Annotated in this window: 16 protein-coding genes; 8 read left to right on the top strand and 8 right to left on the bottom strand. The window is 74.4% G+C overall.

Going from position 1 to position 17438, the window contains the following annotated elements; genetic code table 11:
- Nucleotides 1-738: cellulose binding domain-containing protein (locus JQN84_RS28395; RefSeq protein ID WP_204961627.1), on the top strand; the 738-nt coding region annotated here is incomplete at its 5' end.
- A 94-nt stretch (nt 739-832) separates the two neighbouring features.
- On the opposite strand, the gene JQN84_RS28390 is transcribed toward JQN84_RS28395, so the two are convergent.
- Entirely contained in the window at nt 833-1723 is an 891-nt protein-coding gene (locus JQN84_RS28390) for an SGNH/GDSL hydrolase family protein (RefSeq protein WP_204961626.1), read from the bottom strand.
- A 364-nt stretch (nt 1724-2087) separates the two neighbouring features.
- Between JQN84_RS28390 and JQN84_RS28385 the strand changes: the two genes are divergently transcribed.
- The 3 genes from JQN84_RS28385 (at nt 2088) to JQN84_RS28375 (ending at nt 5854) form a co-directional block, all read left to right on the top strand.
- On the top strand, nt 2088-3659 hold the full coding sequence (locus JQN84_RS28385) for a cellulose binding domain-containing protein (protein WP_204961625.1): 1572 nt from the start codon (nt 2088-2090) through the stop codon (nt 3657-3659).
- A gap of 316 nt (nt 3660-3975) precedes the next feature.
- Nucleotides 3976-5289 (top strand): CE1 family esterase, encoded by a 1314-nt coding sequence (locus tag JQN84_RS28380; RefSeq protein ID WP_204961624.1) that lies wholly within the window; start codon nt 3976-3978, stop codon nt 5287-5289.
- A gap of 193 nt (nt 5290-5482) precedes the next feature.
- Complete coding sequence (locus JQN84_RS28375; protein ID WP_088647720.1) at nt 5483-5854, top strand: ArsR/SmtB family transcription factor; 372 nt, start codon at nt 5483-5485, stop codon at nt 5852-5854.
- A 4-nt stretch (nt 5855-5858) separates the two neighbouring features.
- Here JQN84_RS28375 and JQN84_RS28370 read toward each other — a convergent pair whose 3' ends face one another.
- Nucleotides 5859-6248, bottom strand: a complete 390-nt coding sequence (locus JQN84_RS28370) for a hypothetical protein (protein ID WP_204961623.1) — start codon at nt 6246-6248, stop codon at nt 5859-5861.
- Nucleotides 6249-6578: 330 nt separating this feature from the next.
- Between JQN84_RS28370 and JQN84_RS28365 the strand changes: the two genes are divergently transcribed.
- Nucleotides 6579-8645, top strand: coding sequence for a HelD family protein (locus tag JQN84_RS28365; protein ID WP_204961622.1), 2067 nt, complete (start codon nt 6579-6581; stop codon nt 8643-8645).
- A 132-nt stretch (nt 8646-8777) separates the two neighbouring features.
- Here JQN84_RS28365 and JQN84_RS28360 read toward each other — a convergent pair whose 3' ends face one another.
- Genes JQN84_RS28360 through JQN84_RS28340 form a run of 6 tightly spaced genes read right to left on the bottom strand, consistent with a single transcriptional unit; the run spans nt 8778 to nt 13623 of the window.
- Complete coding sequence (locus JQN84_RS28360) at nt 8778-9086, bottom strand: DUF2470 domain-containing protein (RefSeq protein ID WP_281896572.1); 309 nt, start codon at nt 9084-9086, stop codon at nt 8778-8780.
- The gene (locus JQN84_RS31760) at nt 9083-9760 is read right to left on the bottom strand and encodes a biliverdin-producing heme oxygenase (protein ID WP_239486332.1); all 678 of its coding nucleotides are present in this window, start codon (nt 9758-9760) and stop codon (nt 9083-9085) included. Before JQN84_RS31760 ends, JQN84_RS28360 begins: the two co-directional genes overlap by 4 nt.
- Nucleotides 9761-10648 (bottom strand): heme ABC transporter ATP-binding protein, encoded by an 888-nt coding sequence (locus JQN84_RS31755; RefSeq protein WP_307821464.1) that lies wholly within the window; start codon nt 10646-10648, stop codon nt 9761-9763.
- A 43-nt stretch (nt 10649-10691) separates the two neighbouring features.
- Nucleotides 10692-11786, bottom strand: coding sequence for a FecCD family ABC transporter permease (locus JQN84_RS28350; RefSeq protein ID WP_204961621.1), 1095 nt, complete (start codon nt 11784-11786; stop codon nt 10692-10694).
- Nucleotides 11783-12799: a heme/hemin ABC transporter substrate-binding protein gene (locus tag JQN84_RS28345; RefSeq protein WP_307821463.1), complete on the bottom strand. Its 1017-nt coding sequence runs from the start codon at nt 12797-12799 to the stop codon at nt 11783-11785. The genes JQN84_RS28350 and JQN84_RS28345 overlap by 4 nt, the downstream gene beginning before the upstream one ends.
- The gene (locus JQN84_RS28340; protein ID WP_204961620.1) at nt 12796-13623 is read right to left on the bottom strand and encodes a hypothetical protein; all 828 of its coding nucleotides are present in this window, start codon (nt 13621-13623) and stop codon (nt 12796-12798) included. The genes JQN84_RS28345 and JQN84_RS28340 overlap by 4 nt, the downstream gene beginning before the upstream one ends.
- Nucleotides 13624-13816: 193 nt before the next feature.
- On the opposite strand from JQN84_RS28340, the gene JQN84_RS28335 reads away from it, so the two are divergent.
- From JQN84_RS28335 to JQN84_RS28325, 3 genes are all read left to right on the top strand, one after another.
- A complete protein-coding gene (locus JQN84_RS28335; protein WP_204961619.1) occupies nt 13817-15325 on the top strand; it encodes an HtaA domain-containing protein in 1509 nt (502 codons plus the stop codon).
- A gap of 71 nt (nt 15326-15396) precedes the next feature.
- Complete coding sequence (locus JQN84_RS28330; RefSeq protein ID WP_204961618.1) at nt 15397-16551, top strand: WxL protein peptidoglycan domain-containing protein; 1155 nt, start codon at nt 15397-15399, stop codon at nt 16549-16551.
- Nucleotides 16548-17414, top strand: a complete 867-nt coding sequence (locus tag JQN84_RS28325; RefSeq protein WP_204961617.1) for a hypothetical protein — start codon at nt 16548-16550, stop codon at nt 17412-17414. Before JQN84_RS28330 ends, JQN84_RS28325 begins: the two co-directional genes overlap by 4 nt.
- Nucleotides 17415-17438: the final 24 nt, after the last annotated feature.

Raw genomic sequence — 17438 nt, 5'->3', positions numbered from 1 at the left:
AACACGGCGACCCAGACGATCCTCAAGAACACCAACCTCATCGCCATCAGCCAAGACCCCCTCGCCCTCCAAGCCACCCAAATCTCCTTCGACGGCACCCGCCGCGTGCTGGCCAAACGACTCACCAACGGCGACGTCGCCGTCGCCCTGTTCAACCAAGGCACCTCAACCACCGCCATCACCACCACCGCCGCCGCCATCGGGTTGTCGGGCAGCTCGTTCACCCTGCGGGACGCGTGGACCAACACGACCAGCACCACCACCGGGGCCATCTCGGCCAGCGTGCCGTCGCACGGCACGGTGGTCTACCGGGTCAGCGGCACGACCAGCACCCCCACCCCGACGCCGACCACCACCCCGCCGACCCCGACGCCCACGTCGACCACCCCGGCCCCGACCACCCCGCCGCCGGCGGCCATCTCCTGCCAGGTCAGCTACGCGATCACCAGCCAGTGGCCGGACGGGTTCCAGGCCGAGGTGACGATCCGCAACACCGGCACCACGGCGGTCAACGGCTGGAGCCTGCGCTGGTCGTTCGCCAACGGCCAGCAGCTCAGCCAGTCGTGGGGCGTCACCTACACCCAGAGCGGGGCGCAGGTCACCGCCAGCAGCGCCGGCTGGAACGGCCTGCTCAGCCCCGGCGCAAGCGTGGGCTTCGGGTTCCTCTCCAGCTGGTCCGGCAGCAACGCCAAGCCGACCGCGTTCACCCTCAACGGCCAGACCTGCACGGTGGCCTGAGCGGGCCCACGGAAACGACGGGACCCCCGGTCATGACATCGGCCCGGCACCGGGACGCGACATGACCGGGGGTCCCCCGCCACGGCAGGTCGGGTCAGTTGTCCAGCGTGGCCAGCACGGCGGTGGCCATGCCCTGCTCGCCCCGGGCGTTGGGGTGGAAGGGTGCCGCCGCGTTCTCCGGCACCAGGCCCTCCACCCACCGGGTGCCGCTGCTCTTGCAGGTGTCCCGCCCGATCGACGGGGTGTAGACGTCCGCGTAGACCGCGTCGTTCGTCGCGGCGGCGTCGGCCAGCATCGCGTTGAGCGACTTGGCGACCCCTCGCAGGTAGGGCACGTCCTGGTAGGCGATCGGGACCAGCGGCCAGCAGCCGTATCCGCTGTCCGGCACGATCGCCGGATAGCCGAGCACCACGATCCGCGCGCCGGGCGCGGCCTGGCGGACCCCCTGGAGCACGGCGGCGACCTTCGGTGCGGTGGCGGTGATCCGGGCCTGCAACTGGTCGGTGCCGCCGGCGGTGTAGAGGTCCTTGCACGGCGAGCCGAACGGGCTGCTGAAGCTCGCCTGCGCGCAGTCGCTGATGATGCTGGAGAAGCCGATGTCGTTGCCGCCGATCTGCACCGTCACCAGGGCGGTGTCCGCGGTGACCGCGTCGAGTTGCGGGGGCAGCGGGCGGCCCAGCGAGCCGTTGCCGCCGTAGCGGATGTCGTCGGTGGTGGCCCCGGAGCAGCTCACGTCGACCAACGGGGACGAGCCGGCGGACGCGGCGACCAGGGACGGGTAGTTGCGGTTGGAGCGCAGGCAGTTCAGGTCGACCTGGGTGGGGATCAGCGGGCCGGACGTGTACGAGTCACCGAGTGCGACGTAGCGTCCGGTGGGGACGGCGGCGCTGGCGGGCGCGGCGACGCCGAGCACACCGGCGGTGGCGGCGGCGAGTGCGAGCATCCGGGTGGCGGTCCGCAACAGCGGCCGGCGGGAACGGGGCATGACGCCTCCCAGGGCGGATCACGGTGGTGGTGCCGCGATCCTGCGCCCTTGGACGCCGGACGTCAATATAGAACATTGTCATTGAATTCCCCCGGCGTGCGCCCCGGGTCCGACCCCACCAATTGACGAAGGTCAAATTCGGACGGGATAATCCGCAGCGGAGCCGGGCTGGCTGCGGGCCGAGGGACACCGTACGACACGACCGGGGTGGGTCGGCCGACGGCGTGTCGCCGTCCACCGCACCCCACCTCAGCACCGCGCGGCCATCAGCGCCCGGAGCGGGACCATCCCTCCCGCCGGCGGAGCCGCCCCGTCGACGCGGCCGACAGTCGTCGCCGCCCCACCCCCTGCGGGAGGATCATCCATGGGACCCACGCGTTCCCGGTTCAGACTGGCGGTGTCACTGTGCGCCGCCACCACCGTCGTCGTCACCGCCGCGCTCGCCGGCACCGTCCCCGCCCAGGCGGCGGCCGGGTGCCGGGTCACCTACACGGTGACGAGCCAGTGGCCTGGCGGATTCGGCGCGAACGTCGACGTCACCAACCTCGGCGACCCGCTCACCGGCTGGCGGCTCACCTGGACCTTCACCGCCGGGCAGGTGATCAGCCAGTGGTGGAACGGCACGGCGACCCAGTCCGCCGGCCGGGTCACCGTCGGCAACGTCGACTGGAACGGCAACCTCGGCACCGGGGCGAGCACCCAGTTCGGCTTCGGCGCGTCCTGGAACAACGTGGCGAACCCGACGCCCGTCGACTTCGCCCTCAACGGGGTGCCGTGCACCGGCCGTACCTCCGGGCCCACCGCACCACCGACCACCACGCCGCCGCCGACCACCGCACCCCCGACCACGCCACCGCCCACCACCCCACCGCCCACCACCCCACCCCCGACCACGCCGCCGCCGGGGACCGGGGCGCTGGACCAGACGACGACGGTGGGGCGGGTCAGAGCGGTCGGCAGCAGCGCGCAGTACACCTGGCCCGGCATCTACTTCGAGGGCCGGTTCCGGGGCACCGGGGTCGGGATCGTCCTCGACGACTCCCAGAACGACTACCTCGTGCAGGTCGACGGGACGACCGTCGCCACCCTGGTCACGCCGGGCCGGACCACCTACTGGGTGCGCAACCTGACCGACCGCGAGCACACCGTACGACTGGTCAAGCGCACCGAGAGCCCGTGGGCCGTCGGCGAGTTCGGTGGGCTCGTCCCCGCCGCCGGCGGGGCGATCCTGACCCGGCCCGCCCCGCGCAGCCGGCAGATCGAGTTCATCGGCGACTCGTGGACCGCCGGCTACGGCAACATGTCGACCACCCGCGACTGTTCCGGCAACGGTGGGGTCACCCGCAACTCCAACGCCGACGTCACCTTCGGCGCGCTCACCGCACAGAGTCTGAATGCCGACTACCAGCTCACCGCCTGGTCCGGCCTCGGCATGGTGCGCAACTACAACGGTGGCGGCACCGACAACTTCCGCACCTACTACGAGACCGACCTGCAGGCCCTGTGGAACAGCACGGTGTGGCAGAAACCGGCCACCTGGAAGCCGCAACTGGTGGTGGTCGGGTTGGGCATCAACGACTTCTCCACCGCCCTCAACCCCGGCGAACGCTGGGCCACCGTCGACCAGCTCGCGGCCGACTTCCGCAGCGCCTACCTGGCCTTCCTCGACAAGCTGCGCAGCCGGTACGGCCCCGACACGTTCATCGTGCTGACCTACCCCGACCTGTCCCCCACCACCGCGCTGGCCAGCTCCGTGCAGCAGATCGTGCAGACCCGCGCCAGCCGGGGCGACACCCGGATCCGGTCGCTCTACTACGACGACAACGCGCTGGGGCTCGACAAGCTCGGCTGCGACTGGCACCCCTCCCGCCGCGACGACCAGCTCCTCGCCGGCGCGCTCACCCGGTTCGTCAACACCCTGCCGCTGACCTGGTGAACGGCTGACGCCTGGCGGACCGAACGGCGCAGGGGCCGGCGACGCGGACAGCTCCGCGTCGCCGGCCCCTGCGGTGGAGCACCCCGGCGTTTCCCCTGGTCGGGCCGGCGTGCCCGGACCCCCTCCGGGACGCACCGGCGGCCGCCCATGTGTTGACATCATACGTCATACGGATTACGTTCGTAACCATCGATGAATGTGATCAACTGCCCCGGCCGGTGGCAACCGCCGGCACGGCCGGGATCACCGGGTCGCGGCCGGAATCGGGCGTCCGGTCACACCCCACCACCACGCTGCTGTCGAAGGAGTTCCCCTGATGTCGAGACACCGACTCGTGGCCGGCGTCGTCGCGGCGACGGCGACGCTCGCCCTCGCGCTGGGCGGCGCCGCGATCACCACCGGGGCCGGGCCGGCCGCCTGGGCGAAGGACGCCGGACCGCTCGCGGCGACCGCCGGGTGCGGCAAGACGCCGACGCTGACCAGCGGCACCCGGACGATCTCCAGCGGAGGCCAGAACCGCACCTTCATCCTGCGGATCCCCGACAACTACGACCGCAACCGCCCCTACAAGTTGATCTTCGCGTTCCACTGGAACGGCGGCACCGCCAACGACGTCGACTCGGGCGGCACGAGCGGCTATCCCTGGTCCTACTACGGCATCCGCGCCCTGGCGAACAACAGCGCGATCTTCGTCGCCCCACAGGGCATCGGCAACGGCTGGGCCAACACCGGCGACCGGGACCTGACCTTCGTCGACGACATGATGCGGCAGATCGAGTCGGACCTGTGCGTCGAGACCACCCAGCGCTTCGCCATGGGGTTCAGCTACGGCGGCGGGATGAGCTACGCCATCGCCTGCGCCCGCGCCTCGGCCTTCCGCGCGGTCGCCGTCTACTCCGGCGGCCAGCTCAGCGGCTGCAACGGCGGCACCCAGCCGATCGCCTACATCGGCATCCACGGCCTGCGGGACACCGTGCTGCCCATCTCGACCGGGCGGTCGCTGCGCGACCGGTTCGTCCGCAACAACGGCTGCACCCCGCAGAACCCCCCGGAGCCGGCGCAGGGCAGCCTGACGCACACCGTCACCTACTACTCCGGCTGCCGGGCGGGCTACCCGGTCGCCTGGGCCCCGTTCGACGGCGGGCACGCCCCCAACGCCGTGGACGGCACCGCCGACCCCTACGCGCCCGGCGAGAAGTCCTGGACCCGGCCGGTGGTGTGGAGCTTCTTCACCCAGTTCGACGGCACCACGCCCCCCACCACCACGCCACCGGTCACCACCCCGCCCGCGACGCCCACCACGCCCCCGGCGACCCCGACCACGCCGCCGCCCGGCGGTGGCGGCTGCACCGCGACCGTGACGGTCAACCAGTGGAACGGCGGCTTCACTGCCTCCCTGCGGGTGACCGCCGGGTCAGCCGGGACCACCGGCTGGACGGTCAGCACCACCCTGGCCGGCGGCGCGAGCGTCACCAACACCTGGAACGCCACCGCCAGCGGCAGCACCGGGACGGTCCGCTTCACCAACGTCAGCTACAACGGTCAGCTCGCCCCCGGCCAGGTCACCGAGTTCGGTTTCCAGGGCAACGGCAGCGGGTCCGGGCTCACCCCCAGCTGCACCGCCCGCTGACCCGGACCGGTCACCGGCCCGACGGCGAACGGCGGGGCCGGTGGGCGGGAGCGCATCCTGCCCACCGGCCCCGCCGACGGCCGTCCCACCGCCACGGCGGGTCGGCCGACGCGCCGCCCGCTGTCACCCGATCCGCCAAATTCGTCACGGCCGATCGGCGATCCCCCGGTCCGACCTGACTCCGGCTGCCATGATGGCGGACGTGGGAGCTGCGAAAACGAATACACCTGCCGTCTCACCGTTGACCGGTGAGCCGATCAAACGTGCCGATGCGGAACGGCTCGCGGGAGTGCTGAAGGCATTCGCCGACCCTGCCCGCCTACGACTGCTCAGTCTCATCCAGTCCGCCCCGCAGGGCGAGGCGTCCGTCACCGACCTCACCGCGCCGCTCGGGCTGTCCCAGCCGACGGTGAGCCACCACCTGCGGATCCTCACCGAGGCCGGGCTGATCGAACGCGAGAAGCGGGGAGTCTGGGCGTACTACCGCACGGTGCCGTCCACCATCGCCGCGATCGCCGACCTGCTGACCCCGCCCCGCAAACGGGCCACGAAGAAGACCCGGTGACCCGTCACCACCCGCTGAACGCCACCAGGAAGGCCACCCCCAGCCCGCCGAGCACCACCAGGTAGCCGACGCCGATGAACAGGGCCCGCCGGTGCCGCAACGGCATCGGCAGGAAACCGACCAGGGCGAGCAGCACCCCGAGCAGGGTGCCCCCGGTGGGAGCGACCAGCACCACGAGTTGACCGGCGGGCCCGCAGATCAGCAGACCCTCGGTGCCCTCGGTGCCGCAGCCGTCGGCCGCCATCGGCAGGAACATCCCGACCAACGCCACCGCCAGGGCGAGCACGACCAGGAGCAGCACCGCCACCACCGCGCCGACGGTGGCCGCCACCCCGCTGCGGCGGGTGCCCGCCGGCACCGCCACGCCGCCCTGCGGACCACCCGTGACCACCATGCCCAGCCTCCCGCCCGGTACCCGTGACCGCCGGCGACCACGGTGGGCGGCGGCACGCCGTCCCGCGTCGGGTCAAGGTGTGCTCCCCGGCCACCAGGTCCGGCGCGAGAGCGAGCGTAGGGGACGGAATCCGGCCGGGAGGAGGACCGTCCGGCCGGAGTGCCGACCCGACCGGCACTGGATGACGTCGTCCTCCCGGGTGCGTCACCTTCATCATATGGGCCGGGCAAGCCGTCCGGATCGTCCCGGATGACGATTTTCGCCACCCCGTACCGCGCCTAGTCTCGACCGGTCCGGGCCGCGGGGCCCGGCGGGAGGAACGGGGGGCCCGTGTCCGAGACGACCCGGCAGATCGCCATCGAACAGCAGGTGGTCGACCACGTGTACGCCCGGCTGGAGGTCATGCGGGCGCAGGCCCAACAACTCGGCGAGGAGGGACGCCTGCGGGCCCGAGGCGGGCCGGTCACCGGGCTGGTCGAGCGGGACGCCATGGTGCTGGGCGCCGCCGCCCGGATGTCCGACCTCGACGGCCAGGAGGAGGGCATCGTCTTCGGCCGCCTCGACTACGATGACGAAACGTACCGCATCGGTCGGTTGGGGGTCCGCGACGCCGACCGGGAGCCGCTGGTGGTGGACTGGCGGGCCCCCGCCGCAGCACCGTTCTACCGGGCCACCCCCGGCGAACCGCTCGGGGTGACCCGCCGCCGCGTCATCACCTGCGCCGGACGTACCGTGGTCGGCCTCGACGACGAGGTGCTGTCGGCCGCGCCCGTCGACGGGGTGGTCGGCGAGGGCGCCCTGCTCGCGTCGCTGACCCGGGAACGCGGCGCACACATGCGCGACATCGTCTCGACGATCCAACGCGAGCAGGACGAGGCGATCCGCGCGCCGACCCACGGGGTCACCCTGATCACCGGTGGGCCGGGGACCGGCAAGACGCAGGTGGCCCTGCACCGGGCGGCCTACCTGCTCTACCGTGACCGGGGCCGGTTCGCCGGCGGCCGGGTGCTGGTGGTCGGCCCGTCGGCCGTGTTCACCGAGTACATCGGCCGGGTGCTGCCCGGCCTCGGCGAGGACAGCGTGCACCTGCGCGCCATCGGTGAACTGTTCGACGGTGTCGTGGCCACCCGACGCGACCGCGCCGAGGTGGCCCGCAGGAAGGGTGACCTGCGGATGGTGCGGGTGCTGACCGACCTGGCCTGGGACACCCCGCCGAACGTGCCGGACCGGCTGTGGGGTCTCGACGCCGACGACCTGACGCGGGCCCGCCGCGAGGTCCGCCGCCGGTGCGAGGCCGCCGGGATCACCCCCAACGCCGCCCGGCCGCAGGCCGCGACGGTGCTCGCGGAACTGCTGCCCGGCCGGGAGGTCCCCGACGCCTTCCTGACCGCCTGGTGGCCGACGCTGACCCCGCAGGACGTCCTGCCCGCCCAGCGGGGCGAGTGGTCGGTGGACGACGTTCCGCTGCTCGACGAGCTGGCCGCGATCCTGGGCCGGCCGCCACAGGTCGCCGAGGTCCGACCCGGGTGGCAGCGCCGGGAACTGGGCAACGGCGTCCGGCTGGCGGAGACCTTCGTGCTGAGCCCGAGCCTCACCGACGGGTGGCAGCTCTTCGCTCCCGGCCTGGCCACCCCCATGGCGCAGTCCGGGCAGTCGCTGGACAGCGGCCACTGGGGTGCCCAGCGCTGGGCCGCCGCGATCATCCTCCGCGAGGGTCACCAGGTGGTCGGCTGGATCGACGGCGTCGACCCGTACGGCGAGGAGGGCTACGTTCCGGTGCTGGCCGAGCCGCTGCCGGTGGCCGAGGCCGAGGAGCCCGTCGAGGACGCCTACCAGCACGTCATCCTCGACGAGGCACAGGACCTGTCGCCGATGGAGTGCCGGATGATCGCCCGCCGGGCCGAGTACGCCTCGATGACCATCGTGGGCGACCTCGGCCAGGCGACCCATCCGCTCGCCGCCGGCTCGTGGCCGGAGCTGGTGCGGCGGCTCGGCAAGCGGACCGCCCGGACGCTGGACCTGCCCACCGGTTACCGGGTGCCCGAGGTCATCGCCGACTTCGCGGCCCGGGCCCTGCCGCCCGGCATCGCACCGACCCGGTCGTTCCGGCCCGGCGGCAGGTTGGAGATCCGTCGGGTCGACGACCTGGCCGGGGCCGTGGCCGGGGAGACCGGGACCGTCATCGCCCCCGACCACCTGGCCGAGGCCCTGCACGCGGTCCCGGTCAGCCAGGTCAAGGGCCTGGAGTACGACCGGGTGGTGCTCGTCGAACCCGCCGACATCGTCGCCGCCGAACCCCGGGGCATGAACCGGCTCTACGTCGCCCTCACCCGGGCCGTCGGGGAGCTGGTGATCCTGCACCGCAAGCCGCTGCCGGAGCAGTTGACCCGCCCCTGAGCCGTCAGGCACCCGCGCCGATCCCCATCCTGCGCGCCCGTCGCGAGGGGGCCGCCCCGCCTGGGCGCGACCTGACCGGATCGGCCCGCCCGTGGGGCCGACCCGTCGGGGGCCGGCCCTCGTGACGGGTGTTCAGCCGGCGCGACGCGGTGGCACGCCGAGCGCGGCGCACGCCTGCTCGTACATCCGGACCACCTCGCGGCGGATCTCGGCCCGCTCGGTGAGCCGGTGGGCGAACGGCAGCCGCACCGGCACCTCGATGTCGTCGAGGGTGACGGCGAAGTCCATCCCGTCGCCGTCCAGCCCGGTCACCCGCGCCCGGGTGGCGTCCGGGCAGCCGCCGAGGGTCCGGCAGATCAGCAGCGAGTCGGCGGCGTGATCGTCGTTCATGTGCCGGCTGACCGCCGCCACCGTGTCGGCGTCGAACGGCTGCCCGGTCACGCCACCGCCTCCGTGATCTCCGGGCCGTCCGGCACGTGCCGGGCCAGGGCCGCGAACACCGCCGTGTTGTGCCGATACGCCAGCAGCACCTCGTCGAGCAGCGCCGCCTCGTCGGCCGGGCTCAGCCGCAGTGCGTCCAACCGCGCCCGGTACGCCTCCTTGTACGCCTTCGGCCGGTCGATCCGGGCGAAGGTGTAGAAGGCCGTCCCCGCCTGCCCGGTCAGCCCGTAGCGTCGGGCCACCGCCCGGCCGATGTACAGGCCACCGGAGAGGTCGCCCAGATAGCGGGTGTAGTGGTGGGCGACGAAGTGGACCGGGGAGGTGCCGGCCACCGCCCGGATGCGCTCGGCGTAGGCCACCGTGGCCGGGTGCGGTGCGGTGTGCAGCGCCCAGTCCGGCCCGGCCAGCTCGGTGAGGTCCGCCTCCAGGGCGGGCAGCCGGGTCAACGCGTCGTCGACGAAATCCCCGGCGACCGGGTCTGCCCGCATCGCCTCGGCGGCCGACTCCAACGCCTGGTAGAGGGCGTGGTGCTGGACCACCAGGTCGAGGTAACCGGCGAGGTCCAGCTCACCGGCGACCAGCGCGGTGACGTAGCGCTGGCCCTCGGCGGCGGCGTGCGCGCCCGCGGTGGCGGCCCGCAGCCGGGCCGAGAACGGCAGGGGTGGGGTGTCCATCTATTCCTCCGTGACGCAGGTGGTGCGGGCCGGGCCCCGACGGCGGGGCACGACCAGCGGCAGGCGGGTGTCGGGGTGCGGCACGACCTCGATGTCGTGCCGGTAGACCTCGCTGAGCAGGGGCGCAGTCAGCACCGTGTCGGGAGGGCCGGCGGCCCGGACCCGCCCGTCGGCGAGCAGGGTGACCTGGTCGGCGTACGCCCCGGCCAGGGCGAGGTCGTGCAGCACCACCACGACGGCGTCGCCGGCCTCGGCCCGCTCCCGGGCGATACGCATGACCAACTCCTGGTGGTGCAGGTCGAGGGCGGCGGTCGGTTCGTCGAGCAGCAGTACCCCGGTCTGCTGGGCCAGCACCCGGGCCAGCGCCACCCGGGCCTGCTCGCCGCCGGAGAGCGACGGGAAGGGACGGGCGGCGAACCGGATCACGTCACAGCGTCGCATGGTCTCGGCGACCACCGCATCGTCGTGGGCCTCCTCCGGGCGACCGGCCCAGGGAGAACGACCCATCCGGACCACCTCGACCACCCCGAACGGGAAGCTCAGGACACTGTGCTGGGTCAGCACCGCCCGGCGCATCGCCAGCTCCACCGCCGACCACTCGGCCAGCGGCCGGCCGTCGACCTCGACCGTTCCGGCGGCGAGCGGCAGGTCACCGCTGACGGCGGCCAGCAGGGTGGACTTGCCGGCGCCGTTCGGCCCCACCAGGGCGTGCAGTTCGCCGGCGCGGACCGCGAGGTCGACCCGGTCGAGGACCGGTCGGCCGGCGCGCTCGACCCGGACCCCGGTGGCCCGGATCCGGGTGCCGCCCGGCTCGGGAGCGGTCGGCACCCGGAGGGCCGGCCGGGCTCCGAGCAGCCGCAGCGGCCCCCGTCGCCGACGTTCGTTCACCACGGTCTCCCCTCGGGTGGGCGGGTCGGGTTGCCGGAGCCGCTCACGCCCAACCGCCGGCGCGGTCCCGGGTGCGGCGCAGCAGCCAGAAGAAGGCGGGGCCGCCGACCAGCGCGGAGAGCACTCCCAGCGGCAGCTCCTGGTAGTCGACGAGGGTTCGGGCGGCGAGGTCGGCGGCGACGACGACGATCGCCCCGCCGAGCGCGCTGGCCGGCAGCAGCAGCCGGTGTCCGGGGCCGGCGACCATCCGGACCAGGTGCGGCACGACCAGGCCGACGAAGCTGATGATGCCGGTGAAGGCCACCGCCGCCGCGCCGAGCAGCGCGGTGACCACGATCATCCGGACCCGCAGCCGTTCCACGTCGACCCCGAGGTGCCGGGCGGACCGCTCGCCCAGGGCGAGCAGGTCGAGCCGGCGGGCGTCGGCGAGGGTGGCGAGCAGCCCCACCGCGAGGCAGGGCGCGGCCAGCGCGACCGCCGACCAGTTGGCCTGGGCCAGGCTGCCCAGGTTCCAGAAGGCGATGGCCTGCACGCCCGACTCGTCGGCGACGAACATCAGCAGCCCGATGGTGGCCCCGGCGACGGCGTTGACTGCGACCCCGGTGAGGACCAGGGTCACCACCTCGGTCCGGCCGCCGGAGCGGGCCAGCAGGTAGACCAGCCAGGTCGTGGCGAGGCCACCGGCGAATGCGGCGGCGGGCACCGTCCAGCCACCGAGGACGGTGACGCCGGTGACGATGGCCAGCGCCGCACCGACCGCCGCGCCGGCCGAGACGCCGATGACGCCCGGTTCGGCCAGCGGGTTGCCGAACACCCCCTGCATGACCGCACCGGCGCAGCCGAGCGCCGCGCCGACGACGGCGGCGAGCGCGACCCGGGGGAAGCGGACCAGCCACAGTGCGCTCTCGCCGTGCACGGCGGCGGGCCGGGGGCCGAGGTCCAGGCCGAGGCGGTGCAGCACCGAGCCGAGCACCTCCGTCGGGGCGACGGCGACCTGTCCCCGGCCGGCGGCGACCAGGGCGACCAGCAGCAGCCCGACGGTGAGCCCGGTGAGCAGGACCGGCCCCCGTCGGAGCGTGCGGCGGGGGCGGCCGGTTCCGGTGTCCCCGGTGGCCGGTCGGGTGCCGGTGACGGTCATCGTGGGCCCCGGCAGTGCAGCGCGTCGGCGAGCGCCCGGACCACCTGCCCGGATCGGGTGCCGAAGCTGAGCAGGACGCCGTCGTCCATGTCGACGACGCGGCGGGCGACGCCGGCCGGGGTCTGCCCCACCCCGGGGAGCCTGAGCAGGCCCTCGACGCCGCCGACGGACTCCAACCCACCGCTCATCACCAGGATCACGTCCGGGGCGGCGTTGATCAGGCCCTCGCTGGTCAGCGGGCGGAACTTCGCCAGGCCGATCGCGCTGCCGGCGTCCACTCCCCCGGCGGCCTCGATCATCGCGTCGCTGCCGGCGCCCCGCCCGCCGATCAGGTAGACCCCGGCGGTGCCGCGCAGGTAGAGGAAGGCGACCCGGGGGGCGGTGCCTCCGCCCGCGCCGGCGCGGGCGGAGGCGATGTCGGCCTCGATCCGGGTGACCAGCCGGTCGCCGGCCGCGCCGACACCGAGCGCCGCCGCGATGGCCCGTACGTGCCCGGGGACGGCGTCGAGGCGCTGTTCGGCGGCGACGAGGACCACCGGGATGCCGGCGGCGCGCAGTTGCCGCAGCGTCTCGGGTGGACCGATGCTGTCGTCGGCGAGGATCACCGTGGGGGCCAGCGCGAGCACCGCCTCGGCGGACAGGTCGTGCCCGGCCGGGGTGACCACCGGCAGGTGCGCGGCGGCCGGGAAGGTGGTGGAGGTGTCCCGGCCGACGACGTTGCCGCCCAGGCCGAGGCTGAACACGATCTCGGCGATCGACCCGTAGAGGTTGACCGGCAGGATGCGGGTGGCGTCGGTGACCGTGGTGACGACGCCGTCGGTGGAGGTGACGGTGGCCGGCAGGGCCGGGGCCGGCGGCGGGGTCAGCGGGGTGACGTCGGTGTCGCCCACGGCGGCGGTGACCGGGCCACAGGAGGTCGGTGTGCCCGGTCGGGCCTCGGCGGCCGGGTCGGTGCAGCCGACCAGCGCCCCGGCGAGCAGCACCAGGACGAGCGGCAGCGCGCGCCGGGTCACGATGCGGCCCGGCGTCGGCGACGCCGGCGCAGGCCGGCGAGCAGGGCCATGACGAGCAGGGGTACGACCAGCGCCACGAGCCACCAGCGGCCGGTGTCGGAGGCGGCGCTGACCCGGGTCACCTGCGCCTGGTCACCGGCATCGGCCGGGCCCGCCGGGCCGGCCGTTCCACCGGTGCCGGCGGGGGCGACCGCGGTGGCGGCCGACGCCGGTGCGCCACCGGTGGGCGTGCCGGCCGGGGTCGCCGCCGGTGGGGTGGTCCGGGCGGCACCGCCGGTGGTCGCCGGGGCGGCGGCCGGGGTACGGGTCGGTGCGGGCGCTGCGGCGGCGGCGAAGGTGACGGGCACCCGGACGTCCTGGGAGCGGTCGGCGGTGCGGGTGTGGTCGGCACGGGAGGCGACCACACACCGACTGACGGTGCAGTCGACGTCACCGATGCGGGGGCTCACGGTGAGGGTCACCCGGAACGACCCGCCCGGGCCGTACGGGACGGCCAGTCCCTCCCCGTAGGAGGGTGGGTTGGACGAGATCCAGTGCGACGCGCCGCTGCTGCCGGTGGTGTCGACACCGCCGCCGCACGGGGTGGGGGCGACGCCGACGCCGTTGTCCACGCAGAAGGCGACGTAGATGCCCTTGGTGACGTCGTATCCGCTGCCGCTGACGGTCACCGTCGCCCCGGTGCGGGACACCCCGCTGCTGGGGGTGGCGGTGAGGGTCTGCCCGGCGGGGCCCCGCCCGGTGCCGGCGTGGGCCGGCGTCGACGCCGCACCGATACTGACAGTGACCGCTACGGCGGCCAGGATGGCGCGAGGCAGTGCCCGCATCAGGCTCCTCCCATGACGGATCGGGCCGGCTGCCACACCGACCGTAGTTAAGGTTTGCCTAACCTAAGCGACTGATCCGCTGTTCACAAGGGGTTCTTCGGCCCAAGATCTTCGGCCGCTCGCTGGGTGCCTCGCTGGTTAGGTTTGCCTAACCTCAACCACTGTCCGTATTGGGCATCACAGAGGGAGCACCATGGTCAGATCCAGAACCAATGCCGGTCGGTGGCGGTCGTTGCGCTGGGCGGCGGTCGCCCTGCTCGGCGCGTCGACCGTCCTCGTCGGGGTCAGCCCCGCCCAGGCCGCCGGGACGGAGCTCAGCTCCGGCAGCCTGACCTGGGGTTTCAAGGCGTCCTTCCGCGCCTACGTGAACACCGGCAACGGAAACCCGCCGATCGCCGCCAGCGACGGTGCCCGCATCAACAGCGACGGCACCTTCACCTTCCCCGCCAAGGGCGGCACGTACGACGCCGACACCGACGCCATCGACGCCGCATACGGCGGGAAGATCGTCTTCTCGTACCCGGCGCACTTCTTCACCATCGCGTTGGCCAACCCGACGGTCGTCGTGACCGGTGGCACGGCCGCGGTCAAGGCGGACGTGGACCTCACCACCACCGCGACCGAACCGGTCTCGGTCCGCCAGGCCACCATCGCCACCATCGCCGTCAGCGACGACAACCCCGGTGGCAGCGGCGGCACGGTGACCGCGACCGACCTGGCGGCGACGCTGACCGCCGAGGGCGCCTCGGCGTTCAACGGCTTCTACACCGCCGGCACCGCGCTCGACCCGCTGTCGTTCACCTTCTCCACCGGTGGCGGCGGCGAACCGGCCGGACCGGCCGTCGGCGTCACCCCCGCCACCGGGCTCGACCCGGCCGGGGCGACGATCACGGTCACCGGCAGCGGTTTCGACCCGGAGGCCAACGGGGCGGCGGGGATCTACGTCTCGTTCGGCCCGAAGGTCGACGAGCACTGGACCAACGCCGGTGTCCTGCAGGTCACCAAGTGGGTCAACAAGACGAACGAGCCGACGGAGGCCCGCGACCGGCTCAACGCCGACGGCACGTTCCGCACCACCCTGCCGATCAGCGCGGTCTACACCGACCGCACCGGCACCCGGGTCGACTGCACGGCCGTGCAGTGCTACGTGATCACCTTTGCCGCCCGGGGCTCGGCCGACCGTAGCCAGGACACCTTCACCCCGGTGACCTTCGCCCGTACGCCGGCCGGCGGCGGCGACGCCGACCAGCAGATCACCGCCACCGTCACCGGTGGCGCGCTGACCCTCGGCGTGGCCGGCGCCACGGTCGCCCTGCCGGCGGTCAGCAACGGGCAGGTCACCACCGGGGCGCTCAACGCCGCCACGGTGGCCGACCTGCGCGGCACCAACGCCGGCTGGAGCCTGGTCGGGCAGGTCTCCGACTTCGCCTCGACCACCGGCGGCACCATCGCCGCGGACAACCTCGGGTGGACACCGAGCGCCACCGTCGGCACCGACGGCCTCGCCGGCACCCCCGGCGTGGTCACCCCGGGCGCGCCCGCCGCGCCCGGCGCCGGTCTCGGCACCGCTCGGGCGCTGTGCACCTCGGCGACCGGCGCGAGCAACGGCACCTTCACCTGTGGCGCCGAACTCCAACTCGGGGTTCCGGCGTCCGCCCTGGCGGGCGACTACAGCGCGGTGCTCACCCTCACCCTCTCCTGATCCGGCACCACCCCGGTGGGGCGGGCTCGCCACCCGCCCCACCGGGCCCGATCACGTTCCCGGAGCCCGGCATGTCCCTGCGTACCATCCTGTCCCGGGCGAGCGCCGTGCTCGCCGTCACGCTGCTCGTGGCCATGGCCCCGCCAGCACCGGCCCCCGCCGCGCCCGCCCCGTCGCCCGGCCCGACGGCCGCCGCCGGCCAGACCGGAGCGGCGCGCTGGGCCGTCCAACCGTCCAGCGCCAAGGGCCCGACCGGGCGCAACTACTTCATCTACGACCTGGCCCCGGGCAGCACCCTGACCGACCACGTCGGCATCACCAACCTCGGCGACCGCCCGGTCACCTTCGACGTGTACGGCACCGACGCCTACACCTCCACCGACGGCGCGTTCGCCCTGCTGCCGGCGGACCGGCCGGCCACCGACGTGGGCTCCTGGATCAGGGTCGAACGGCGCGAGTGGACGATTCCGGCGGGCAAGCGGGTCGACATCCCGTTCCGGCTCACCGTGCCGGCCAACGCCACCCCGGGCGACCACACCGGCGGGGTGATCGGTGCGGTCGCCCGGATCCGGACCACCGCCGACGGGCAGCGCGTCCTGGTCGACCAGCGGCTCGCCGCCCGGGTCTACCTGCGGGTCACCGGCCCGGTCCGGCCCGCCGTCACGGTGGAGGCGGTCGACGTCTCCTACGACAACCCGGTCAACCCGTTCGGCGGCGGCGACCTGGTGGTCCGCTACCGGCTGCGCAACGACGGCAACGTGCGGGTCGGCGGCAGCGGCACGGTGACCGTGCGCGCGCCCTTCGGCCGGGAGCAGGCCCGCACCTCCCCCACCGACCTGCCGGAACTGCTGCCCGGGGCCACCTTCACGGTCACCGAACGGATCACCGGCGTACCTCCGCTGCTGCGGCTGACCGCCGAGGTCGACATCGCGGCGACCACCACGGACACCGCGCTGCCGCCGGTGGTCCGGACCGCCGGGGTGTGGGCCCCGCCGTGGCTGCTGCTGGCCCTGCTCGCCGGGGCGGCCGGCTGGGCCGGACTACGGTGGTGGCGACGCCGGGCCGCTGCCGCCGCCGGTCGACCGTCCACCCCGGACCCTGCCGACACCCCGCGACCGGCCGCAACCTCCGCGACCGGCGCTGCCGCCGACGGGCCGGCTCCGGTTACCGCCGCCGGGGCGGCTCCGGGTGTCGACCCGCGTCCCGACGCCCCGCCCGCCCGGTGACCGGGCCGCTGCGTGCCGTCGCCCTGCTGGCGGTAGCCGCCGCGCTGGCTCCGGCCCCGGGGGCGAGCGTCGCGGCCGGCGCCCCGGCGGGTGGTGGTCCCGGCGTCACCGTGCCGGCAGGGACGCTGCGGGTCGGCCAGCGGGTGCTGGTCGGCCTCGACGGCTGGCCCGCCGGCACCGTCCAGATCGAGGTGTGCGGCAACGCCGCCCGGCGCGGCGTGCTCGACTGCGCGACCGGGGCCGCCACCCACGGCCAGGTGCCGCCGTCCGGCCGGGCCACCCTGCCGGTGCTGGTGGCCGCCCCGCCGGTGGCCTGCCCGTGCGTGCTGCGGGTCCGGACGCCGACGGGCACGGCCACCGCCGTCGCCGACCTGACGTTGGCCGGGGTGACCGCGCCGGCCGTCGCGCCGGCCGTCCCGGCCGGGTTGACCCTGGTGGCGGTGCACGCCGACGACCGCTCCGGGGCGCGCGGCTGGTTCGGCCTGCCGGGTGAACTCGCGGTCCGCATCACCCTGCACAACCCGGGCGAGAAGGAGGTCACCGACCCGCCGTTCGAGCTGACCGTCGGGCCGCCCGGACGGGCCCGGACCATCGTGGCCGCCCCGACGCTGGGCGGCATCGCCGCCGGGCAGACCCGGGAGTACCACGTCCGGGTGCCCACCGGCGCGGCCCCCTACGGCCGGTACGAGGTGGACGGCCGGATCGCGGCGCCCGGTCGGCCGCTCGCGTTCACCGTGGCGGCTACCCGGCGGCCCTGGGGTCTCCCGGTCGCCGCCGCCGTCCTCACGGTCGGGCTGCTGCTCGCCCGGTCGACACGACGCCGGGTCCCCGCGGCTGCTCCCGGGCGACCCATCAGCAAGTAGTCGTTTGCGCAAGCCATCGTTTGC

The sequence above is a fragment of the Micromonospora humidisoli genome (genome assembly GCF_016900955.1).
GTDB lineage: Bacteria > Actinomycetota > Actinomycetes > Mycobacteriales > Micromonosporaceae > Micromonospora > Micromonospora wenchangensis.
Note: the sequence above shows the minus strand (reverse complement) of the source record. Positions and strands in the feature narration are given on the sequence as shown.